This window comes from Mycobacterium sp. SM3041 (assembly GCF_039668335.1).
In the GTDB taxonomy this organism is placed as follows: Bacteria; Actinomycetota; Actinomycetes; order Mycobacteriales; family Mycobacteriaceae; genus Mycobacterium.
This window is the reverse complement of the sequence record NZ_JAYXBQ010000076.1, coordinates 276,584-297,349: the sequence shown is the minus strand read 5'-3', so window position 1 is coordinate 297,349 and position 20,766 is coordinate 276,584. Positions and strand designations below refer to the sequence as shown.

The 20,766-nt window shown below is 66.5% G+C and carries 24 protein-coding genes and 1 other RNA gene; 15 read left to right on the top strand and 10 right to left on the bottom strand.

The window, feature by feature from the left end:
- Positions 1-4 precede the first annotated feature (4 nt).
- A complete protein-coding gene (locus VXD91_RS26995; protein ID WP_212813623.1) occupies positions 5-1,162 on the bottom strand; it encodes an acyl-CoA dehydrogenase family protein in 1,158 nt (385 codons plus the stop codon).
- A gap of 33 nt (positions 1,163-1,195) precedes the next feature.
- Positions 1,196-1,786 (bottom strand): TetR/AcrR family transcriptional regulator, encoded by a 591-nt coding sequence (locus tag VXD91_RS26990; protein ID WP_212813625.1) that lies wholly within the window; start codon positions 1,784-1,786, stop codon positions 1,196-1,198.
- A gap of 289 nt (positions 1,787-2,075) precedes the next feature.
- Between VXD91_RS26990 and VXD91_RS26985 the strand changes: the two genes are divergently transcribed.
- Entirely contained in the window at positions 2,076-3,065 is a 990-nt protein-coding gene (locus VXD91_RS26985) for an alpha/beta hydrolase family protein (protein WP_212813627.1), read from the top strand.
- Between the two features lie 70 nt (positions 3,066-3,135).
- Here VXD91_RS26985 and VXD91_RS26980 read toward each other — a convergent pair whose 3' ends face one another.
- From VXD91_RS26980 to hisN, 3 genes are all read right to left on the bottom strand, one after another.
- Complete coding sequence (locus tag VXD91_RS26980) at positions 3,136-4,347, bottom strand: acyl-CoA dehydrogenase family protein (RefSeq protein ID WP_020102696.1); 1,212 nt, start codon at positions 4,345-4,347, stop codon at positions 3,136-3,138.
- Between the two features lie 45 nt (positions 4,348-4,392).
- Positions 4,393-5,799 carry an acyl-CoA dehydrogenase family protein gene (locus VXD91_RS26975; RefSeq protein ID WP_212813629.1) on the bottom strand — a complete coding sequence of 469 codons (1,407 nt, stop codon included), beginning with the start codon at positions 5,797-5,799 and terminating at the stop codon, positions 4,393-4,395.
- A gap of 156 nt (positions 5,800-5,955) precedes the next feature.
- Positions 5,956-6,765 (bottom strand): histidinol-phosphatase, encoded by an 810-nt coding sequence (hisN, locus tag VXD91_RS26970; protein ID WP_212813631.1) that lies wholly within the window; start codon positions 6,763-6,765, stop codon positions 5,956-5,958.
- A 23-nt stretch (positions 6,766-6,788) separates the two neighbouring features.
- Between hisN and VXD91_RS26965 the strand changes: the two genes are divergently transcribed.
- A complete protein-coding gene (locus tag VXD91_RS26965) occupies positions 6,789-7,106 on the top strand; it encodes a hypothetical protein (RefSeq protein ID WP_029105506.1) in 318 nt (105 codons plus the stop codon).
- Between the two features lie 378 nt (positions 7,107-7,484).
- Positions 7,485-7,682, top strand: coding sequence for a hypothetical protein (locus VXD91_RS26960; protein WP_346416832.1), 198 nt, complete (start codon positions 7,485-7,487; stop codon positions 7,680-7,682).
- A 39-nt stretch (positions 7,683-7,721) separates the two neighbouring features.
- On the opposite strand, the gene VXD91_RS26955 is transcribed toward VXD91_RS26960, so the two are convergent.
- Positions 7,722-9,098, bottom strand: coding sequence for an FAD-dependent oxidoreductase (locus tag VXD91_RS26955; protein WP_346416831.1), 1,377 nt, complete (start codon positions 9,096-9,098; stop codon positions 7,722-7,724).
- A 150-nt stretch (positions 9,099-9,248) separates the two neighbouring features.
- Here VXD91_RS26955 and prfB point away from each other — a divergent pair, with 150 nt between their 5' ends.
- From prfB to VXD91_RS26920, 7 genes are read left to right on the top strand one after another with little or no spacing between them, the layout of a single operon-like run.
- Positions 9,249-10,364 carry a peptide chain release factor 2 gene (gene prfB / locus VXD91_RS26950; protein WP_053855950.1) on the top strand — a complete coding sequence of 372 codons (1,116 nt, stop codon included), beginning with the start codon at positions 9,249-9,251 and terminating at the stop codon, positions 10,362-10,364.
- A complete protein-coding gene (locus VXD91_RS26945) occupies positions 10,357-11,355 on the top strand; it encodes a mechanosensitive ion channel family protein (RefSeq protein ID WP_212813637.1) in 999 nt (332 codons plus the stop codon). The genes prfB and VXD91_RS26945 overlap by 8 nt, the downstream gene beginning before the upstream one ends.
- Positions 11,355-11,900, top strand: a complete 546-nt coding sequence (locus VXD91_RS26940; protein WP_346416830.1) for a hypothetical protein — start codon at positions 11,355-11,357, stop codon at positions 11,898-11,900. Before VXD91_RS26945 ends, VXD91_RS26940 begins: the two co-directional genes overlap by 1 nt.
- 54 nt (positions 11,901-11,954) lie before the next feature.
- Positions 11,955-12,644, top strand: a complete 690-nt coding sequence (ftsE, locus tag VXD91_RS26935) for a cell division ATP-binding protein FtsE (RefSeq protein WP_020102687.1) — start codon at positions 11,955-11,957, stop codon at positions 12,642-12,644.
- Positions 12,645-13,541 (top strand): permease-like cell division protein FtsX, encoded by an 897-nt coding sequence (gene ftsX / locus VXD91_RS26930; RefSeq protein WP_212813641.1) that lies wholly within the window; start codon positions 12,645-12,647, stop codon positions 13,539-13,541. It abuts the gene before it with no gap.
- 2 nt (positions 13,542-13,543) lie between these two features.
- Positions 13,544-14,041 carry an SsrA-binding protein SmpB gene (gene smpB / locus VXD91_RS26925; protein WP_212813643.1) on the top strand — a complete coding sequence of 166 codons (498 nt, stop codon included), beginning with the start codon at positions 13,544-13,546 and terminating at the stop codon, positions 14,039-14,041.
- Complete coding sequence (locus VXD91_RS26920) at positions 14,038-14,883, top strand: DMT family transporter (protein WP_346416874.1); 846 nt, start codon at positions 14,038-14,040, stop codon at positions 14,881-14,883. Before smpB ends, VXD91_RS26920 begins: the two co-directional genes overlap by 4 nt.
- A gap of 9 nt (positions 14,884-14,892) precedes the next feature.
- Here the strand turns inward: VXD91_RS26920 and VXD91_RS26915 are convergent, their stop codons facing one another.
- The gene (locus VXD91_RS26915; protein ID WP_029119569.1) at positions 14,893-15,300 is read right to left on the bottom strand and encodes a VOC family protein; all 408 of its coding nucleotides are present in this window, start codon (positions 15,298-15,300) and stop codon (positions 14,893-14,895) included.
- Between the two features lie 20 nt (positions 15,301-15,320).
- Positions 15,321-15,755, bottom strand: coding sequence for a helix-turn-helix transcriptional regulator (locus VXD91_RS26910; protein WP_020102682.1), 435 nt, complete (start codon positions 15,753-15,755; stop codon positions 15,321-15,323).
- Positions 15,756-15,836: 81 nt separating this feature from the next.
- On the opposite strand from VXD91_RS26910, the gene VXD91_RS26905 reads away from it, so the two are divergent.
- On the top strand, positions 15,837-16,691 hold the full coding sequence (locus VXD91_RS26905; protein ID WP_346416829.1) for a maleylpyruvate isomerase family mycothiol-dependent enzyme: 855 nt from the start codon (positions 15,837-15,839) through the stop codon (positions 16,689-16,691).
- 114 nt (positions 16,692-16,805) lie between these two features.
- Positions 16,806-17,177: a transfer-messenger RNA gene (ssrA, locus tag VXD91_RS26900) on the top strand.
- Positions 17,178-17,253: 76 nt separating this feature from the next.
- Here the strand turns inward: ssrA and VXD91_RS26895 are convergent.
- Complete coding sequence (locus VXD91_RS26895; protein ID WP_346416828.1) at positions 17,254-17,679, bottom strand: PPOX class F420-dependent oxidoreductase; 426 nt, start codon at positions 17,677-17,679, stop codon at positions 17,254-17,256.
- Positions 17,680-17,819: 140 nt separating this feature from the next.
- On the opposite strand from VXD91_RS26895, the gene VXD91_RS26890 reads away from it, so the two are divergent.
- Positions 17,820-18,290: a nuclear transport factor 2 family protein gene (locus VXD91_RS26890; protein ID WP_346416827.1), complete on the top strand. Its 471-nt coding sequence runs from the start codon at positions 17,820-17,822 to the stop codon at positions 18,288-18,290.
- 19 nt (positions 18,291-18,309) lie between these two features.
- Here the strand turns inward: VXD91_RS26890 and VXD91_RS26885 are convergent, their stop codons facing one another.
- On the bottom strand, positions 18,310-18,810 hold the full coding sequence (locus VXD91_RS26885) for a hypothetical protein (protein WP_346416826.1): 501 nt from the start codon (positions 18,808-18,810) through the stop codon (positions 18,310-18,312).
- A 203-nt stretch (positions 18,811-19,013) separates the two neighbouring features.
- Between VXD91_RS26885 and VXD91_RS26880 the strand changes: the two genes are divergently transcribed.
- Both VXD91_RS26880 and VXD91_RS26875 read left to right on the top strand, forming a co-directional pair.
- Positions 19,014-20,036, top strand: a complete 1,023-nt coding sequence (locus VXD91_RS26880) for a linear amide C-N hydrolase (protein ID WP_212813654.1) — start codon at positions 19,014-19,016, stop codon at positions 20,034-20,036.
- Between the two features lie 55 nt (positions 20,037-20,091).
- Complete coding sequence (locus VXD91_RS26875; RefSeq protein ID WP_346416825.1) at positions 20,092-20,709, top strand: hypothetical protein; 618 nt, start codon at positions 20,092-20,094, stop codon at positions 20,707-20,709.
- Positions 20,710-20,766 lie beyond the last annotated feature (57 nt).

The following is a 20,766-nucleotide window of genomic DNA, read 5'->3' as shown; positions in this document are numbered from 1 at the left end:
TTCATCAGATCATCGACGTCCGCGGGATCTTCATCCCGAGCGTGAGTGCGCCGGCCAGTTCCCGGCTGGTGTCGTAATCGAAGACGACGTGCCCGGCCAACACGTCGACGTCGCGCTTGAACCGCTGCATCGGGCTGGCCAGGAAATGGATGCTGGCTCCGCCGGCGCCCATCAGGTCACCGATCACCGCCCGCGATTCGGCCACGATGTGCGCGGCCGTCAGCCGGGCCTGTGCGCGCACCGGCTTCTCCACGGGATCGCCGGCGACGACGATCTCCTCGATCTCCCCGACGGTGTCGGCGAGCAGTGCGCGCAGTGACCGCAACCGCACCTGTGCTCCGGCCAAGTGCGCCTGGGCGATTGGCTTGTCCTTCTGCATGACGCCCTCGTACGGCAGCACCCGCTCGGCCAGCCGTTGCGCGTAGTTCTCGGTGACCCTCTCGGCGCTGCCCAGGGCGGGCATGGCGGCGAGCAGGGCCAGCGCCGGCACCATCGGCCAGCGGTAGGTGGCGCTGTCATGCAGTCCGGCGCCGGGCGCGGTGCCGGCGTAGATGTCGGTCACCTTGACCAGTCGGTGCTCGGGCACGAAGACGTCCGTGGCGACGACGTCGTTGGATCCGGTGGCTCGCATGCCGTCGGTGTGCCAGACGTCCTCGACGGTGATGGCACTGATCGGCAGGAGCGCCAGGGCGGGGTAGATGCCGTCATCGGGCCCGCAGAGCGCGGCGACGATGATCCAGTTGCCGTGCATCACCCCGGTGGCCCAGGACCAGCGCCCGGACAGTCGGATGCCGCCGTCGACCGGCAGTCCTCTGCCGGTGGGGGCCAGCGGTGCGGGCGCCAGGAAGGGGCGGCTCTCGAACGCCTCCTGCTGGGCCTGCTCGCCGAACAGCGCCAGCATCCAGTTGTGCAGCGTGAGGAAGCCGATGGTCCAGGCGCTCGAGGTGCAGCCGTGGGCAAGTCGGCGTACCGGGTCGAGGATGTCGGGGAACGGCGCCTGCTGTCCGCCGAAACGCGCGGGCACCAGAAGTTCGGTGAACCCGGACGCGATCAGGTCGCGCACGGTGTCGTCCGGAAGGCGCCGGAGTTTTTCGGCCTCGGCGGCGCGTTCGCCGAGCGCGGTCACGAAGCCATCGGTTATGCCGGCCTGCGTACTCAACATGAGCGGACCGTACCATACCTTTTGGTATGGAGATCAGGTCGCGAGCATCAGGTCGAGGAATCGTTCGCTGCGGGCGGCCAACCGCGGATGGGGGGAGTCGCCGGAGAGGTGTAGGAACCCGATGCCGACCGCGAAGGTGGCGTCGGCCCGCAGCTCCGCCTCGTCGCCGTCGAAGCCGTAATCCTCGAACGCGCGCCGAACCGCGGCGAGAATGCGCCGATCCGCGGCGCGCACACTCTCGGCGACCGCCTCATCCGAGCGCGCCCACTCCCGCATGGCCCGCTCCAGCGTCCAGTGCCGGGGGCTGACCAGCGAGTTCATCATCTGGATCAGTCGGTCCCGCGGCGGCAGGGCGCCGATTTCGTCGATCTGGCTGCGGTCGGCGTCACGGAGCTCGCCCCAGCCCTGGACGAGGGCGGTCCGGTAGGCGGCGATGTTGGCGAAATGCCAGTAGAAGCTGCCTTTCGTGACGTTCAACCGGGCGCACAGGCGATCGATCTTCAGCGCCTTCAGGCCCTCTTCCGCCAGGATCGCGTAACCGGCCGCGCGCCAGTCGTCGATACCCAACCGGCTGCCCGGCCGGGTGTCCGCCAGGTCGTCGACGTCGTTCCGATCGCTCGTCACAAACGGCAGCCTACGGCCGGATGAACGGCTCCCAGCAGAGCCGCCGGGTGATAGCTGAACGATACGAAGTCCGCAACAACCTGGTCTCAAGCGCGATTCGGGGGTTCCTCGGCGTGTCGGGTGCGTGTTTTACTGCCCACAGACAACTGAATCATTCGGTGTGTTCAGTTCCCGTACCAGGCTGAGCTCACCGCACGCGGCTGCGGGAATCGCGGCCGTGCCACCAACGCCATCCGATCGCGTGGAGTGGGCACTTTACCCGGTACCCGACACTGAAATGGGATTGTGAATGTTCGTTGACAAGATTCGCGGCCGTTGGGCACGCAGGGTCGCCGGCGCCGTCTCGGCCGCCGTCCTGCTCCCCGGTCTTATCGGACTTGCCGGCCAGACAGCGACCGCCGGCGCGTTCTCGCGCCCCGGCCTGCCGGTCGAATACCTCCAGGTCCCGTCACCTGCCATGGGACGCGACATCAAGGTCCAGTTCCAGAGCGGTGGTAACGGGTCGCCCGCGGTGTACCTGCTCGACGGCCTGCGTGCGCAGGACGACTACAACGGCTGGGACATCAACACCGCCGCCTTCGAGTGGTACCTCAACTCCGGTCTGTCGATCGTCATGCCGGTCGGCGGCCAGTCCAGCTTCTACAGCGACTGGTACAAGCCGGCGTGTGGCAAGGCGGGCTGCTCCACCTACAAGTGGGAGACCTTCCTGACCCAGGAGCTGCCGCAGTGGCTGGCGGCCAACCGCGAGGTCAAGTCGACCGGGATGGCGGCAGTCGGTCTGTCGATGGCTGGTTCGTCCGCGATGACCCTGGCCATCTGGCACCCCGAGCAGTTCATCTACGCCGGTTCGATGTCGGGCTTCCTGAACCCGTCCGAGGGCTGGTGGCCGTTCCTGATCAACGTCTCGATGGGTGACGCCGGCGGTTACAAGGCCGACGACATGTGGGGCTCGACGGGCGACCCGAACAACGCCTGGCAGCGCAACGACCCGATGGTCAACATCGGCAAGCTGGTTGCCAACAACACCCGCCTGTGGGTCTACTGCGGTAACGGCAACCCGAGCGAGCTCGGCGGCGACAACGTGCCGGCCAAGTTCCTCGAGGGCCTGACCATCCGCACCAACCGCACCTTCCAGGACAACTACCTGGCCGCGGGCGGCAACAACGCGGTGTTCAACTTCCCCGACAGCGGCACCCACGACTGGGGCTACTGGGGCCAGCAGCTGCAGGCCATGAAGCCTGACCTGCAGCGCGTGCTGGGCGCGAACGCCTCCTCGTAACCACGACAGCAAAAGGCCCCGGGAGCAATCCCGGGGCCTTTTGCTTGTCACGGTGCCGGCGGAGCGCCCGTCACTTGAGCTGTGCCGACGACAGGCCCAGCAGGCGTCGCGCCACAACGAGCTGCTGAATCTGCTGCGTGCCCTCGAAGATGTCGAGAATCTTCGAGTCGCGGGCCCACTTCTCGAGCAGGGTCTGCTCGGAATAGCCAGTGGTACCGGCCAATTCGACGGCCTTGAGGGTCACGTCGGTGCCCATGCGCCCGGCCTTGGCCTTGCTCATGGACGCTTCCTTGGAGTTCGGAATCTTGTTGTCGGCCTGCCAGGCGGCGCGCAGCGACAGCAGGTACGCGGCCTCCCAGTCGGACTCCATCCGCAGGAACTCGGCGGCCGGTGCGCTCTGGGCGTGGGCCGGCTTGTCGTACGAGATCTCGATGCCCGCGTCGGTCAGGATCGCCCGCAGCTCCTCCAGGGCGGCACGGCCCACGCCGATCGCCATGGCGGCCACCATCGGACGGGTGTTGTCGAAGGTCTCCATGACCCCGCCAAAGCCCTTGTCCACCTTGACCTCCGGATCACCGAGCAGGTAATCCTTCGGGACCCGGCAGTTGTCGAAGCGGATGACCGCGGTGTCGGAGGCCTTGATGCCCAGCTTGTGTTCCAGGCGCTCGACGATGACGCCGGGGTGCTCGCGCGGCACGACGAACGACTTGATGGCGGCCCGGCCGAGCGACTTGTCGACCGTGGCCCACACCACGATGTGGGTGGCGCGCGAACCGGCGGTGACGAAGATCTTCTCGCCGTTGATGACGTACTCGTCACCGTCGAGCACGGCGGTGGTCGTGACCGCCGCGGAGTCGGAACCGAAGCTCGGCTCGGTGATGGCCATGGCGGCCCACACCTTGCCCCACTTGGACAGCTGTTCCTTGGTGGCGACCGCGGAGATGGCGGCATTGCCCAGGCCCTGGTAGGGCACGGTCAGCAGCAGGGCGACGTCGCCCCAGCTGACCTCGAGCGCGTTCAGCAGCGCAGACATGTTGGCGCCGTTGACGTTTGCGTGCTTGCTCTTGGACTCGTTCGCCGAGAAGCCGGCGCCGGCCACCGAGACGGTGTTCGACTCCTGCACGCCCTCGAACAGGCTGGCCAGGGTGTCGAGCTCCGACGGGTAGGCGTGCTCGGCGAGGTCGTACTTACGGGAGATCGGGCGGAGCATCTCGGCGGCGCCCTGATGTCCCTTTTCCGCGACAGCCTTCAGCTTGCGGGGCAGTTCCAAATTGATTGCCATGATTGGTCTTTCGGGTGAGTGGGAAGAGTTCGGCGATTCGGGCGACTACAGGACGACAACACCCTCGGCGACGCCGAGTGCCCGCAGATCGCGGTACCAGCGCTCAACCGGGTGTTCCTTGGTGTAGCCGTGGCCACCGAGCAGCTGCACGCCGTCGAGGCCGATCTGCATGCCCTTGTCGGCGGCGAACCGCTTGGCCAGCGCGCCTTCCCGCAGGAAGGTCATGCCCTGCTCGGCACGCGACGCACCGCGCCAGACGATCAGGCGCAGGCCGTCCAGTTCGATGGCGATGTTGGCGCACATGAAGGCCACCGCCTGGCGGTTGGCGATCGGCTCACCGAACGCCTGGCGCTCCTTGACGTAGGGCACGACGTAGTCGAGCACCGCGTGCGAGGTGCCGACTGCCAGTGCGGCCCAACCCAATCGGGACAGCGCGATGGCTTCGGAGTAGTCGTTGTCGGTCGCTTCGTCCTCGCCGAGGCGGTTGGCGAGCGGGACTGCGACGTTGTTCAGCTCGATCTTGCCCAGGGCCGCGGCACGGATGCCCATGCTCGGGTCGGCCGTGATCGACAGTCCCTCGGAGCTGGACTCGACGATGAACAGCGCCGGCTTGCCGTCGAGCTGCGCACCGATGATGAACAGCTCGGCGTCGGCAGCGGCCGGAACCAGCGACTTGACGCCGTTGAGGCGGTAACCGCTGGGGGTGCGGACCGCAGTGGTCCGCAGCGCGGTCGGGTCGAACAGCGCGTGCGGCTCGGCGATCGCGACGCACGCCTGCGGGACGTTCTCACCGGCGAACGACGGGAGATACGTGGCCTGCTGACCGGCGCTGCCCCAACGGGTCAGGGCCGACGCCACGCCGCCGGGCGCCAGGATCGGCAGGGCCAGACCCATGTCGCCGTACGCCAGGGCCTCGGCGACCAGTGCCGTGGTGACGGTGTTCTGGGAAGCGGCGATGCCGTCGAACTCCTCGGGCACGTTGATGGCGGTGATGCCGAGTTCGGCGGACTTGGCGATCAGGTCGGCCGGGTAGGTCGCGGCGGCGTCGGCGTCATGTGCGGCCGGCCGCAGGATCTCCTCGGAGAACTCGCGGACGGTCTCCACGATCATCTGCTGGTCTTCGTCCGGGTTCAGGTCGAAGTAGTCCGAGCCGCCCGGCTTCAGGCGGGTCGGGGCGCCGTTGATCCCGGGAATGCGCTTGAACGTCCGGCCCGCGGCGCCGGCGGTGGAGAACGCCGTCTTGATGCCGTACTTCAGGCCGCGGTTCATGGGATCCCGCAGGTTGTACTTGTCCAGGAACTCCTGGCCGACAAAAGGCGTGATCAGCGCCAGACCGATGTCGGTCGCTGTCCGCTTGTGTCGCTGGAGTCCGATGGCGCTCTCCGGGCCCTTGCGCACAGGGCGCTGGGCGGAGCCGGCTTTTGTGCCGTTCTGAGGAAGGGTGTTGGTCATTTCGACAGCCTCGCGTCGTTGGGGCAGTGCGCTATGACCGTATCTTACTCCGGAGTAAGGTACGACGCTCGTGTTATCAACTTCACATTCGAGGACTCGGTGACTTATGCACGAAAACCCGCGCTGAACGCGGGTTTTCGGGCACAGATTCCGGAATCAGGAGAGGGCGGCGAGCACTTTTTCGTGCAATAGACCGTTGGTCGCGACCGCGCTGCCGCCGTGCGGCCCGGGTGTGCCGGCCAGGTTGGTGAACGACCCGCCGGCCTCCCGGATGACGACGTCCAGCGCGGCCAGGTCCCAGAGCTTGACCTCCGGTTCGACGGCGATGTCGACCGCGCCCTCGGCCAGGAGGCAGTAGGACCAGAAGTCGCCGTAGGCCCGCACCCGCCACACCGCATCGGTCAGTGCGACGAACGCGTCGCGCCGGTCTTCCCAACCGGTGGTCAAATCCGAGTAGGACAGGCTCGCGGCGTCCAGTGCGTCGACGCCCGACACCGAGATGGGGCGCGTCCGCCCGCCGAACGAACTGAACGCACCATCGCCGGTGCCGGCCCACCACCGGCGACCGAGGGCCGGGGCGCTGACGACACCGACGACCGGTACACCGTCCTCGAGCAACGCGATCAACGTCGCCCACACCGGCACGCCACGGACGAAATTCTTGGTGCCGTCGATGGGGTCGATCACCCACTGCCGCCCCGCGAAAACCGCTGTGCCCCCGTACTCTTCGCCCAGCAACGCATCGTCCGGCCGGGCTGCCGCCAGCGTCTCGCGCAGCACCCGTTCCACAGACTGGTCGGCATCGGTCACCGGCGTCAGATCGGGCTTGGTCTCGATGCGCAGGTCCAGCGCGCCGAAGCGGTCCAGCGTCACGGCATCGGCCTGATCGGCCAGGGCCAAGGCCAAAGTGACGTCGTCTCGGCGGGACGCGCAATCCGCTGCGCTACTTGCTTGGGTGGCACTCATGAGTGCAGTCCTACCATGAGTACGTGTGGGAATTCGTCGTGCTCATCGTCTTGCTCGGAGCGCTCGTGTTGCTGGCCGCCCCATGGCTGCGGCGGACGCGGAGCGGGGAGAGCGGGACGTTGTTGATCACCGGCGTCAGTCCCCGCCCCGATGCCACGGGGGAGCAGTTCGTCACCGTCGCCGGCGTCATCAACGGACCCAGTGTCAATGAGCACGAGGTGTACGGCCGGATCGCCATCGACGTGGCCGAGTGGCCCGCGGTGGGCCAGTTGGTGCCCGTCGTCTACTCGCCCAAGAATCCCGACAACTGGAACTTCGCGCCCCACGCTCCGCAGGCGTAGTCCGCCGGCCTGCCGGCCCTGTCCCTCATAACGGTCCGGCCGTTTGCTCAGCTTCGGCTGAAATTTCCGGCGATTGGGCCATTTCGGGTATTTCCCTGTGCTAATAGATTCACTGTGCGATGGGCCAGCTATCGCATCGAGCTTGCTGGGCTAGTGGCGCACAGCGCTCGGATCCGACCATCGGACAGAGTTTTCCGCAGAAGGGGACCAGAACGCACATGCCCGAGTCTCAGATGTTGTCGACCGGTAGCGCCATCAAGATGATCGGGGTGGGCCTGGCGGCGGGCGGATTGATGCTCCTCGCGCCGGCCGGCCTGGCATCGGCCGACGGCGGGCCACTCGACGGGTTGGGTGGCGCGCTGACCAACGAGGTCGGTTTTGCCCAGCACTTCACCACCCACAACATCGGGGGGACTCGAGGGCATCGCCGCGATCAACGCCGGCGGACTGCAGGCCGGCGTGGGGTCGCTGAGCTCGGGCGTGCTGTCGGGGTCGACGGCCACGTCGTCCCTGCTCAACTCAGGCGGCAACCTGACGACATTCGCGGTGCAGGGCATCCTGCGGCCCGGCCACTAGCCGGCCAGGGGCGCCAGCGCGGACGTGGCGCACGGCGGGTCAGCCGTGCGCCACCCGCAGCATGTGGGCCACATCTGTCAGCTTCACCCGCGGGCGGTTCTGGCCCTCGCCGGTTGACCGCTCGTGCGCGTCGATCAGGCGCCAGTGGTCGTTGGTGACCAACGCGGGCTGGCGGGACAGGAACCACGCCGCCAGGTCCTCGGTGTGGGTGGGGCCGAAGTCGGCCAGCTCGGCGCCGCAGATGTCCTCGATCAGGGTGTTGACGGTGTCCTGCGAGTCCTTCTTGTTGCTGCCGATCACGCCCGACGGCCCGCGCTTGATCCAGCCGACGACGTACTCGTTGCGGCTGCCCTCGACCCGGCCCTCGGTGTGCGGGATGGTCGCGGCGCGCTCGTCGAACGGCAGGCCCGCGGTCGGGACGCCGCGGTAACCGACGGCACGCACCACCAGCTGGGCCGGCAGTTCCTCGCGATGGCCACTGTCCTTGGCGATGATCCGGCCGCCGTCGTCGACCAACTCGTTGTGGCCCAACACGATTGACTCGACGCGATCGGTGCCCTTGATCTCGATCGGCGACGTCTGGAACTTGAACACGATGCGGCGCTCGCGCCCGAGGGCCCCGCGTTCGGCGTAGCTGCGCAGAATCTTGATGTTCTGCCGCACGGTCTTGCCGGCCGCTTCCAGGTCCGCGTCGGTGATGCCGTCGACATCGGCCGGATCCACGATCACGTCGACGTCGGCCATGGCCGCCAGGTCACCGAGCTCGCGCAGTTCCAGCGTCGTGAACGGGGCCTGCAGCGGGCCACGGCGGCCGATGATCACGACCTCGCGGACGCCGCGGGCGCCGAGGGCCGTCAGCGCATGGTCGGCGATGTCGGTGGCCGCCAGCTCGGCGGGATCGCTGACCAGGATGCGGGCCACGTCCAGCGCCACGTTGCCGTTGCCGACGACCACGGCCCGGTCCTTCGTGACATCGGGGTTCATGGCCGCGAAATGCGGATGCGCGTTGTACCAGCCGACGAAGTCGACGGCCGCCACGCTGCCTTCCAGCTCCTCACCCGGGATCCCGAGCGGCCGGTCGGACTGAGCGCCGATGGCGTAGATGACCGCGTCGTACCGCTCCGAGAGCTCGGTGGCCTGCACGTGCTCACCGACGGTGATGTTGCCGAAGAAGCGGAACCGCGGGTCGTCGGCGATCTTGTCGAACTGCGCCGTCACCGTCTTGATCTTCGGGTGGTCCGGAGCCACGCCGGAGCGCACCAGACCCCAGGGGGTGGGCAGCATCTCGAGCATGTCGATGCGCACGTCGACCGGATCATCGGCGGCGGCCTTGGCATCGGCGAATTTCAACAGTGACGCGGCAGCGAAAAACCCTGACGGGCCGGATCCGACAACCGCCACATGGTAAGGGCGCATATGTATGGTTTGCCTTCTTGTTCTGCTCAGTGCGCGCAAGGGGCTGTCGCGACGCGGCCGAGCGGGCCTACAGGGCGATGCTAAACCGGTCTAAGCGATCAGGGCTCGCAATGTGAAAGTCCGTCTCACTGGTCGGTACCCTCATCCTTTGTGGACCTCGACCGTCAAGCCGACATTGCCGCCCTCGACAGCACCCTGACCACTGTGGAGCGGGTGCTCGACGTCGAAGGTCTGCGCGCGCGAATCGCCAAACTCGAAGACGAGGCGTCTGACCCCAAGCTGTGGGACGACCAGGCCAACGCCCAGAAGGTGACCAGCAGCCTGTCGCACGCACAGGGTGAGCTGCGCCGGGTCGAGGAGCTGCGCGGTCGGGTCGAGGACCTGCCCGTGCTCTACGAGCTGGCCGAGGAGGAAGAAGGCGCGGCCAAGACCGACGCCATCGCCGACGCCGACGCCGAACTGGCCAAGTTGCGTGAGGACATCGAGGCGCTCGAGGTTCGAACGCTGCTGTCGGGGGAATACGACGAGCGGGAAGCTGTCGTCACCATCCGCTCCGGCGCCGGTGGCGTCGACGCTGCCGACTGGGCCGAGATGTTGATGCGCATGTACATCCGCTGGGCCGAGAAGCACGGGTATCCGGTCGAGGTTTTCGACACGTCGTACGCGGAGGAGGCGGGCATCAAGAGCGCGACGTTCGCGGTGCACACCCCGTTCGCCTACGGCACGCTGTCGGTGGAGCAGGGCACCCACCGTCTCGTGCGGATCAGCCCCTTCGACAACCAGAGTCGCCGTCAGACGTCGTTCGCCGACGTCGAGGTGCTGCCGGTCGTCGAGACCGCCGACTCCATCGACATCCCCGAAGGCGACGTCCGGGTCGACGTCTACCGGTCCAGCGGCCCGGGCGGTCAGTCCGTCAACACCACCGACTCGGCGGTCCGGCTCACGCACATCCCGACGGGCATCGTCGTGACCTGTCAGAACGAGAAATCGCAGCTGCAGAACAAGGTTTCCGCGATGCGAGTGCTCAGCGCCAAGCTGCTGGAACGCAAGCGCCAGGAAGAGCGCGCCGAGATGGACGCGTTGAAGGGCGACGGCGGCAGCTCCTGGGGCAACCAGATGCGCTCGTACGTGCTGCACCCCTACCAGATGGTGAAAGACCTGCGCACCGAGTTCGAGGTCGGTAATCCGGCCGCGGTGCTCGACGGCGACATCGACGGCTTCCTCGAAGCCGGGATCCGCTGGCGCAACCGAAAAGAAGATGACTAACTTTTTCTCCCTCCAAGCCGCGAGCCAACCGCAATCGCTCGGTTGGTGGGCGCAGCAATGGCATGACTTCTGGCGCGGCTCGATCGGCGAGTGGATCATCACCCGCGGGCTGCGGATCGTCATGCTCGTCATCGCGGCGATGCTCATCGCGCGGTTCGTCGGCTGGCTGACGCACCGCGTCACCGCCCGCATCGACGAGCGTTTTCAGGAGAGCGACGCGCTGGTCCGGTCGGAGACCACCAAGCACCGGCAGGCCGTCGCCTCGGTGATCTCGTGGGTGACGATCGCGCTGGTGTCGGTGGTCGTGCTGGTCGACGTCATCGAAATCCTCGGCATCCCCATCGGTTCGCTCGTCGCCCCCGCCGCCGTGCTGGGCGCCGCGCTGGGCTTCGGTGCGCAGCGCATCGTGCAGGACCTGCTGGCCGGGTTCTTCATCATCACCGAGAAGCAGTACGGGTTCGGTGACCTGGTGTCGCTCACCGTCACCGGCATCGCGGTGCCGGCCGAGGGCACCGTCGAGGACGTGACGCTGCGCGTCACCAAGCTGCGTTCCAGCGACGGCGAGGTGTACACGATCCCCAACGGCCAGATCGCCAAGACCGTCAACCTGTCGAAGGACTGGGCGCGTGCGGTGGTGGACATCCCGGTGCCCACGACAGCGGACCTGGGCAAGGTCAACGACGTGTTGGGCCGGGTGTGCGAACGCGCGATGGAGGACCGTCAGCTGCGCACGCTGCTGCTCGACAAGCCCCAGCTGATGGGTGTGGAGAGCATCGAGCTGGACACCGTGAACCTGCGGATGGTGGCGCGGACGCTGCCCGGCAAGCAGTTCGAGGTCGGCCGGCGACTGCGCGTGATGGTCGTGTCCGCGTTCGGGCGGGCCGGGATCGAGAGTCCTGCCGATCACGAGCCCGAAGTGGAGGCCATGGTGCATCCCGCCACGGTCGGCGGCGCCGCGGAACAGACCCAGGGTCCGGGGGACGAGCAGTGATGAACGCGCTGTCCCGTATCGCCGTCAAACGCGCCGACCGCTCCTGGCCCACCTACATCCTGGGCCGGGTCCGGACGTCCACGGTCGGCCTGATCGTGGCGTTCTTCGTGGCGTACTGGCTGCACCAGACCTACGCGCCACCGCCACCGCCGCCCCCGCAACAGCCCGCGGTGGTGCCGCCGGGCTTCGTGCCCAACCCCGAGTACACCTGGGTGCCGCGCACCGACGTGAACACCCGACCGAAGACGACGTACCGGCCGACGCCGACGGAGACCTCCGAGACGCCGACGACGACGACCACCACGACCACGACGTCGAGCATGCCGACCACGACCACGACGACGGCGCCGCCCACCACGACGGTCATCACGCCGGCGCCGGGCCTGCCGCCCGTCACGCTGCCGTTGCTGCCCGGCATGGCCCCGGCGCCGACGCCGGCACCCGCGCCGTCCCCGCCACCGGGACCGCTCCCGGCCGCGGCACCCGCGGATGGCCCGGTCACGACCACGATCATTTCGCCCGGCGCGGCACCCGCGCCGAGCTAGCGGCATCAGCCTCAGCCGTCACACCTGAGCGTCCGACTACACTGGCGTGCCGTGATGATCACCCTCGACCACGTGAGCAAGAACTACAAGTCTTCGGCACGCCCAGCCCTGGACAACGTGTCGCTCAAGATTGACAAGGGTGAGTTCGTCTTTCTCATCGGTCCGTCCGGTTCCGGGAAGTCGACGTTCATGCGTCTGCTGCTCGGTGCCGAGGTGCCGACCTCGGGCGACATCCGCGTCTCGAAGTTCCACGTCAACAAGCTGCCCAGCCGGCATATCCCGAGCCTGCGCCAGGTCCTCGGCTGCGTGTTCCAGGATTTCCGGCTGCTGCAGCAGAAGACGGTGTTCGAGAACGTGGCCTTCGCGCTGGAGGTGATCGGCAAGCGTCCGGACACCATCAACCGCATCGTGCCCGATGTGCTGGAGATGGTGGGCTTGTCGGGCAAGGCCAACCGGCTGCCCGGCGAGTTGTCCGGTGGCGAACAGCAGCGGGTCGCGATCGCCCGGGCCTTCGTCAACCGGCCGCTGGTGCTCCTGGCGGACGAACCCACCGGCAACTTGGACCCCGAGACGAGCAACGACATCATGGACCTGCTGGAGCGGATCAACCGCACCGGTACGACGGTCGTGATGGCCACCCACGACCATCACATCGTCGACTCGATGCGTCAGCGCGTCATCGAACTCGAACTCGGCCGCCTCATCCGTGATGAGCAGAGCGGCGTCTACGGAATGGATCGCTAAGTGCGCTTCGGCTTTCTCGTCAATGAAGTCCTGACTGGATTTCGTCGCAACGTCACCATGACGGTCGCCATGATCCTGACGACCGCCATCTCCATCGGCCTGTTCGGCGGTGGTCTGCTGATCGTCCGCCTGGCCGACCAGTCCAAGCAGATCTATCTGGACCGCGTGGAGAGCCAGGTCTTCCTGACCGACGACGTCTCGTCCAACGACCCCAACTGCGACGCCGACCCGTGCAAGTCGCTGCGGAAGCTGATCGACGACCGCAAGGACGTCAAGTCGGTGCGGTACATGAACCGGGACCAGGCGTACGACGACGCCGTCCGGCGCATCCCGGCGTTCAAGGACTACGCGAGCAAGAAGGCGTTCCCGGCGTCGTTCGTCGTCAAGCTCGACAATCCCGAGCAGCACAAGGGATTCGAGGACGCGCTGCGCGGCCGTCCGGGCGTGCGCCAGGTGACCGATCAGAAAGAACTGGTCGACCGGCTGTTCGGCATCCTCGACGGCATCAGTGCGACAGCCTTCGCGGTGGCGCTCGTGCAGGCCATCGCCGCGACCTTGTTGATCGCCAACACGGTGTTGATCGCCGCACGCACCCGCAGCACCGAGATCAGCATCATGAGGCTGGTGGGCGCCACCAGGTGGTACACCCAATTGCCGTTCTTCGTCGAAGCGTTGATCGCCGCGTTGGTCGGTGTGGTGCTCGCCGTCGTCGGGTTGATCATCGTGCGGGCGATGTTCCTCGAGGACGTGCTCAACCAGTTCTATCAAGCCGGCCTGATCGCCAAGGTCGACTACGCCGACGTCCTCGTGTTCTGCGCGCCGTGGATGCTGCTGCTGGGGCTCGGCATGGCGGGCCTCACCGCGTACGTCACGCTGCGCGCGTACATCCGGCGGTAGCGATGGCAAAGAAGAAGGACGACAAGGACAAGTCGGGCAACAACTCCGTCGTCGCCACCAACCGCAAAGCGCGACACAACTATTCGATCATCGACACCTACGAGGCCGGCATCGCGCTTGTCGGTACCGAGGTGAAGAGCCTGCGCGAGGGGCTGGCATCGCTGGCGGACGCGTTCGCCACGGTCGACGACGGCGAGGTGTGGCTGCGCAACCTGCACATCGCCGAGTACCACCACGGCACCTGGACCAACCATGCACCGCGGCGCAACCGAAAGTTGTTGTTGCACCGCAAGCAGATCGACACGCTGGTCGGCAAGCTGCGCGACGGCAACTTCACGCTGGTGCCGCTGAAGCTGTACTTCTCCGACGGCCGGGTCAAGGTGGAATTGGCGTTGGCCCGCGGTAAGGAAGCGCACGACAAGCGCCACGACATCGCCAAGCGCGATGCGCAGCGCGAGATCACCCGTGAGATGGGCCGTCGTTTCAAGGGCAAGATCTGACCGGGGTTCTGCTCGCGCTGCTGTCGGCGCTGGGCTATGGCATCAGCGATTTCGTCGGTGGTATCGCGGCGCGGCGCGTCGCGGCACTGCGGGTGGTGTTGGTGTCGTACCCCATCGCCGGGGTACTGCTGACGGTGATGGCATGCGTTGTCGGCGGCCAGGTTTCGTCGAATGCGGTGCTCTTGGGTGTGTCGTGCGGCGTGCTGCAGGCGTTCGGAATCTGGTGGTTCTACGCCGCGCTGGGTTCCGGACCGATATCCGTCGTCTCGCCGTTGACCGCGATCCTGGTATCGGCAGGGCCGATCGCCGTCGGCGTCGCCATGGGGGAGCGGCCCAGCGGGCTGGCGATCGCCGGGATCGCGCTGGCGTTGGTCGCCGTCGCGCTGGTGAGCGCGCAGGCCACCGATGAGGACGAGACGCCGCACCGGTTCACGGCCAAGGTCGCCTGGCTGACCGTCGGCTCGGGGTTGACCTTCGGGCTCAGCTTCGCGGTGATCCATCAGGTGCCGCACGACGCGAAGCTCTGGCCGTTGGTGTTCGCCCGCTTCGCGGCCACCGCGGTCGTGATGATCGCCGCGGTGGTGACCCGGAATTTCGCTCTGCCACGCGGACTTCCGCTGAAGCTCGCCCTCGTCGCGGCGGGACTCGACGTCATCGCGAACGTCGGGATGCTGCTGGCGCTGCAGGCCTCGATGCTGTCGTTGGCGAGTGTGCTGATCTCGCTGTATCCCGCGGCGACCGTCGCCCTGGCCATGGTGGTGCTCAAAGAGCGGGTTCGGGCCTGGCAAGCCGTCGGCATGGTGCTGGCGTTGGGCTCGGTCGCGATGATCGCCGCGGGATAGCCGACAGGACTACAGCTGATTGATTCGGATCAGGTTGCCGGACGGATCGCGAAATGCGCAGTCGCGCACGCCATAATCCTGGTCGGTGGGTTCCTGCAGCACGTCGGCCCCCGCCGCTTCCAGGCGCGCGAACAACGCGTCCAGGTCGTCGGTGGCCAGGGTGACGGCGCCGTAGGAGCCCTTTGCGATGAGCTCCAGGATGGTGCGACGCTCGTCGTCGGTGATGCCGGGGTCGGCGGCCGGCGGGTGCAGCACGATCGACGTGCCGGGCTGTCCGGGCGGGCCGACCGTGATCCACCGCATGTCTTGGTAGCCAACGTCTTTGCGCACCTCGAAACCGAGGTCGTCACGGTAGAACTTCAGCGCGGCCTCGGCGTCGGTGTGGGGCAGGAATGCGTAGTGAATCGAGATGTCCATGCCCGTCACGGTAGTGGCGGTCAGTGCGGCGGTGCTTCTTGATTCCTGATCGGTCTGGTGACCTGCCGGGCCAGACAGGCGGGAATGCCGTCGGCCGCCTGCGAATGGTCGCGGCGATACACGCTGGGCGCCACCCCGACGAGCTCGGTGAACCGCGTGCTGAACGTGCCCAGTGACGAAAAGCCAACGGCGAAGCAGACATCCGTCACGCTGAGGTCGCCGCGCCGCAGCAGCGTCATGGCCCGCTCGATGCGCCGTGTCATCAGGTACGAGTAGGGCGATTCCCCGTAGATGCGCCGGAACTCGCGGCTCAGGTGACCGGCCGACATGTGCGCGCCACGGGCCAGGTCTTCGACGTTGAGCGGCTTGGCGTACTCCCGATCGATCCGGTCGCGCACCTTGCGGATCACCGTGATGTCCCGCAGGCGCTGTGCCTCGGCCCGGTCGTCCCCCATATGGCCATCGTCGCATGACCGAATTGGGACGCATCGCGCAATTCCCGGTGCGGACGGGTCCGCTCGTCGTACGGTCAGCCGGTGAGCAGCTCAACGCGCCCCGTGACCGTCCTGGAAAAATCCGACGTCTTGCCCGCCCTCTTCGGGGTGTGGGACGACCTCGACAACCTGCTGGCCACCATCTCCGAAGCAGAGCTGCTGACCACGCAGACCGAGCTCCCCGGCTGGCATGTCCGTGATGTCGTCGCGCACATCATCGGCACCGAGCTCATGCTCAAGGGCGAACCGGTGCCGGAGGCCGACATGGACGTGTCCGAACTCGACCACGTGCACAACCCCATCGGTGTGATGAACGAATGCTGGAACCGGTCGATGGCCGCGCTCTCGAGCGCCGAGCTGTTGGAGAAGTTCCGCGCCGTCACCGACGAGCGGCGGGCCACCTTGACCGCGATGTCGGACGAAGAGTGGAACACCCCGACGATGACGCCGGCCGGACAGGACAGCGTCGGTCGCTTCATGCGGATTCGGACGTTCGACTCGTGGATGCATGAGCAGGACATCCGGGAATCCGTCGCCCGCCCGGCGCCGGACGCGGCATTGCAGAAGCCGGAAGCGCAGCTGTCGCTCGACGAGATCGAGACGATGATGGGCTTCGTCGTCGCCAAGCGCGGGGGAGCGCCGGCCGGATCGCGGATCGCCATCGAGCTGACCGGACCCATGGCGCGCACCATTCGGGTCGCTGTAGGTGAGCGGGCGGCCGTCGTCCAAGACTTCGGCGGCGCCGAGCCGACCACGGTGATCCGGATGGACGGCTGGCAGTTCACGCGGCTGTGTGGCGGGCGTCCGCTGGGCGCGGTGCGGCCGGTCGCCATCGAGTTCGAGGGCGACGCCGAGGTCGGCCGGCGCATCGTCGAGAACCTCGGTTACGTCATCTGACCTGGTCGGACGGCGGCACTCGGCCTCGTCCACGCGCTCGGAATAATGACTTGGCGTTCGCTGTTGGGTCTGGCGTAAGATTGTTGGTCCTGCCGAAAGTCGGCGGGGGTGCGAGGGGCTGAACGGTTTCGACTTCGCGCATCGAATCAAGGGAAGCGTGCCGGTGCAGGCAAGAGACCACCGTAAGCGTCGTTGTAACCAATTAAGCGCCGATTCTCATCAGCGCGACTACGCCCTCGCTGCCTAAGTAGCGACCGCGTGTCTGTCAGACCGGGAGCGCCCTCGGCCCGGACCCTGGCATCGACTAGAGGGACCCACCCACGGGGCCGGTCGCGGGGCCCGTGGGGACATCAAACAGCGACTGGGATCGTCATCTCGGCTTGTTCGCGTGACCGGGAGATCCAAGTAGAGGCATAGCGAACTGCGCACGGAGAAGTCTTGAGGGAATGCCGTAGGACCCGGGTTCAATTCCCGGCAGCTCCACCAGAAAGGCCCGGCTCGAATACGAGCCGGGCCTTTTCGTTTGGCTGCGTCGCTGGGGTCTTGCCGGCAAGCCCTGGGTTCAGACGTTACGGATATCGGGTTTGAGCAAGTGGGGTTCGGTATCGGTGTCGTCGATGCCGAAGCTGATGATGCGACGCGGCGTGATGCGGATGATCGCCGAATCGAGAGCATCTCCGGCGGGGCCATGCTGCCCTGACGCTGTCACGGCCTGCTCTGCGGTGCCGCGTATCTCGAGGCAACGCACACGCCACGGGTCGCGAGAGGCGATGTCGTCGACGACGAAGGCGACCTTGTCGTGGTGGGCGAGGTTGCGGAACTTCCGGCTCTTGGCCATGTTGTAGCCAGAGATGTCGATGGTGCCGAGTTCTTCGTTGTAGGTGAAGCCCACCGGGCTGACCTGCGGTGTGCCGTCGGGCTGGATGGTGGCGAGTCGCCCGAGGTCTGCCGCCTTCATGAATTCGATTTCGTGGCGTTTGAAGGACATGCATGCCACGCTAGAACCTCAACTTAGGTTCAGGTCAAGCCCCGCATCACCGCACGCTTCGTAGTTTCGATACCGCCATGTGGCGACCTGCATTCCGTATTTCCGTGACAGAAACTGAAACACGTTCTAGTCTCTGGGGCATGGGTAACCTGGAGGCGATCGCTGACATTCAACGGCTCAAGTACCGGTACTTCCGGTCCTTGGACCTCAAGGAGTGGGACACCTTCGGGGACTGCCTCACGGCAGATGTCGTCACCCGCTATGGCACACATGCGATGGGTGAGCCTGTGCACTACGAGGGACGCGACGCCGTCGTCGACTTCATGCGGACCAACCTCGACAACGGCATCGTCACGACCCATATCGCCAGCCACCCCGAGATCGACCTCGACTCCGACACCACGGCGCACGGGTCGTGGGTTTTCGAGGACACCGTGATTGTGCCGGGGCACGCGATGATCCGCGGCTCGGGCTACTACTCGGATACCTACCGCAAGGACGAGGACGGTGTGTGGCGGATCGCCAGCACTGGATACCAGCGCATCTACGAGGCGCTCACGTCGCTGGAAGATATGCCGAGTTTCAAGTTGTTGGCGAACCGCTGGGCCTAGTGCTCGCGCGCCTCGGCGCCTAGTTCGTCACCACGTTCAGCACGAAGTTGGCGTCGGTCTGATTGGGCACCTCGGGCGGCACTTGCGCGGTGCCGTCGCCGCGGGCCTTGCTGTACTTGCCGCTGCCTCCGACGATCGAGACAGGCAGGGTTTCGCCCTTGCTGAACACGGCGGCGCGGTCGGCCAGCATCTGGATCGAAATCTGACCACCCTCGAGGATGAAGGTCTCGGTGCACGAGACGTCACCTGCCGTGGCATCGCCGCTGACGGTTGTGCACACTCCTGCCGTCCGCCCGAGCTTCGTGCCACCCTGGCGATCGAAAACGTCGCCGGAGAAGATGAACTGGTCGCCGGGACCCTCGCCGGGGGTTCCGAGATCCACGCTGGTCTGCCCGGTGTCGTGCTCGTAGAAATGCAGCGTCGTGACCGCCGATGCCGGGTCCTTCCCATTTCCTCCGGAGGAACAGGACATCGTCAGCAGCAGGACCGGGATCAGCACGGCCGTCGTAGTACGCAACATGTTCATGTCGCTTCCGCTCGGAGGGGTGAATAGCTACCGATGTCCGCAAACCATCGGCTGACCGGCGAGACCTCCTCACCCATGCAATCAGCTGCGAGTTCCCTGTGAGGAACAGTTGCCTGCTGAGCATCCCACGCGCGGCGGGCAATTGATAGCAAACGATTCAGCATTCGACGCGCGCGGGCAAAGTTAGGCTTGCTCCGATGTGCACTCGAGTCATCTGGCCTGACGCAGGCGATGCGGTCCTGGTCGGCCGCAACATGGACTTCCACCGCGACCTCATGACCAACCTGTGGAAGCAGCCGCGCGGCGTGAGCCGTGACGACGGCGTCACCGGCAAGCTCACCTGGACCTCGAAGTTCGGCAGCGTGATCGCGACCGCCTTCGACATCATCTCGGTGGACGGCATCAACGAAGCCGGACTGGCCGGGCACGTGCTGTGGCTGGCCGAATCCACCTACGGCACACCGGATGACACCCGGACCCAGTTGAGCCAGGCGATCTGGCTGCAGTACTTCCTCGACAACTTCGCGACCGTGGCCGAGGCCGTCGCGTGGATCGACGAGACCGACGTGCAGGTGGTCCAACTGGACGACCCCACCGGTGGCGACCCGCCCACGATTCATCTGGCACTCGACGACGCCACCGGCGACTCGGCGATCATCGAGTACCTCGACGGCCGGCCGAAGGTCTACCACAGCAAGGATTTTCGGGTGATGACGAACTCGCCCACCTTTGATCAGCAGCTCGAGCTGGTGAAGAAGTTCGAGGGCCTGGGCGGTTCGGAGCCGCTGCCGGGTTCCACGTTGGCGTCCGACAGGTTCGCGCGCGCCAGCTATTACGTCGGCCGGCTGCCCACTCCGTCCGGTCAGGTCGAAGCGATCGCGAGCATGTTCTCGGTGATCCGCAACGCCGCCCAACCCTTCCGGATACCGGATCCGGGCAAGCCCGACGCGTCGCAGACCATCTGGCAGGTGGTCATGGACCTCACCAACCGGCGCTACGTCTACGAATCCACCACGCGTCCCAACATCGTGTGGGTCGACCTGGCGGACCTCGACTTCAGTGTGGGCAGCCCGCAGCTCAAACTCGATCTGATCGGCGACCTCGCCGTCGAGGGCGGTATCGCGGGAAACGTCAGCAGCAAGTTCAAGGACGTAGGGCCCATGACCTTCCTGTCGTTGCCACTACTGCGCGAACTCGAGAAGGCGAACACGGCGGATTGACCGGCACGTCCGCTATTGCCATGACGTGCCGTTGACGCTCTGACACGCTGTCCGGATGGACCTCGTGTGGGGTGTCGTCGCGCTGACCGTCGCGACGTTAACGGTGCTGCTGGCGGTGCGCCGCGTTGTGATGGCCGTCAGCGGCCTGGTGTTCGCGCGCTATGTCGCCGTCGGCGGGCTGGCGGCGTTCACCGTGCACCGCGACGCCGTGGCCGATGACACCTACCGCGTGCGGTTCGAGGTCGGTGGGCCCGCGGTGTTTCACAACGTGACGGTGCAGCTGTTCGGTAGGCCCGAAGGCGCGGCACCACCACCACCGGCGTTGCGCCACACCATGATTGCCGGCGACGATCCGATCGACTGGACCTTCCGGCTTCCCGACGCTGCGGCCGCGCAGACGTGGGTGGTTGTCACCTGGGTCCGGCCGTACCTGCAGGGCGTCGAATCCGAGGCGCTCGCGCACTGGCTGCAGGCCGGCCGGCTGTACGAATGGCGTTGGTACTCAGAGACGAACCGCTATGTGCGGACGGTCCTGCGATTCGTCGCTCGACGGTGGTCCGTGGGCGGGGAGTCGTTGCGCGAGTTACCGCTGTACGGGCGGTGGCGGCGTACCTCGTCGAACAACAGCGCCGATCTGTTGGGCCCGGCGGCCACCGCGCCACCGAGAACCTAGACATCGCGGCAACTGCTCGAGTACCGACGCCATTGACGAATTCGTGGCGATGACGAT